The organism is Stenotrophomonas sp. SrG, from assembly GCF_050031795.1.
In the GTDB taxonomy this organism is placed as follows: domain Bacteria; phylum Pseudomonadota; class Gammaproteobacteria; order Xanthomonadales; family Xanthomonadaceae; genus Stenotrophomonas; species Stenotrophomonas rhizophila_A.
Genome location: NZ_JBNBBE010000399.1, coordinates 1 through 260 on the forward strand (window position 1 = coordinate 1; position 260 = coordinate 260).

General features: G+C 64.6%; 1 pseudogene. It reads right to left on the bottom strand.

Annotation, left to right across the window (positions count from 1 at the left end):
* Positions 1-260, bottom strand: a pseudogene (locus ACQG3P_RS20240) (porphobilinogen synthase); the annotation flags it as partial.

Below are 260 nucleotides of genomic sequence, written 5' to 3' on the forward strand. Positions count from 1 at the left end.
TGAAGCCGATCAGCGACTCCAGCACGCAGGCGCGTTCGTCCAGCCAGCCATTGGCGAAGGCCGCTTTCATCAGCGCGTACTCGCCACTGACCTGGTACGCGAACGTCGGCACGCCGAACTGCTGCTTCACCCGGCGCACCCGGTCCAGATAGGGCATGCCCGGTTTGACCATCACCATGTCCGCGCCCTCTTCGAGGTCCAGCGCGATTTCGCGCATGGCCTCGTCGCCGTTGGCCGGGTCCATCTGGTAGGTCTTCTTG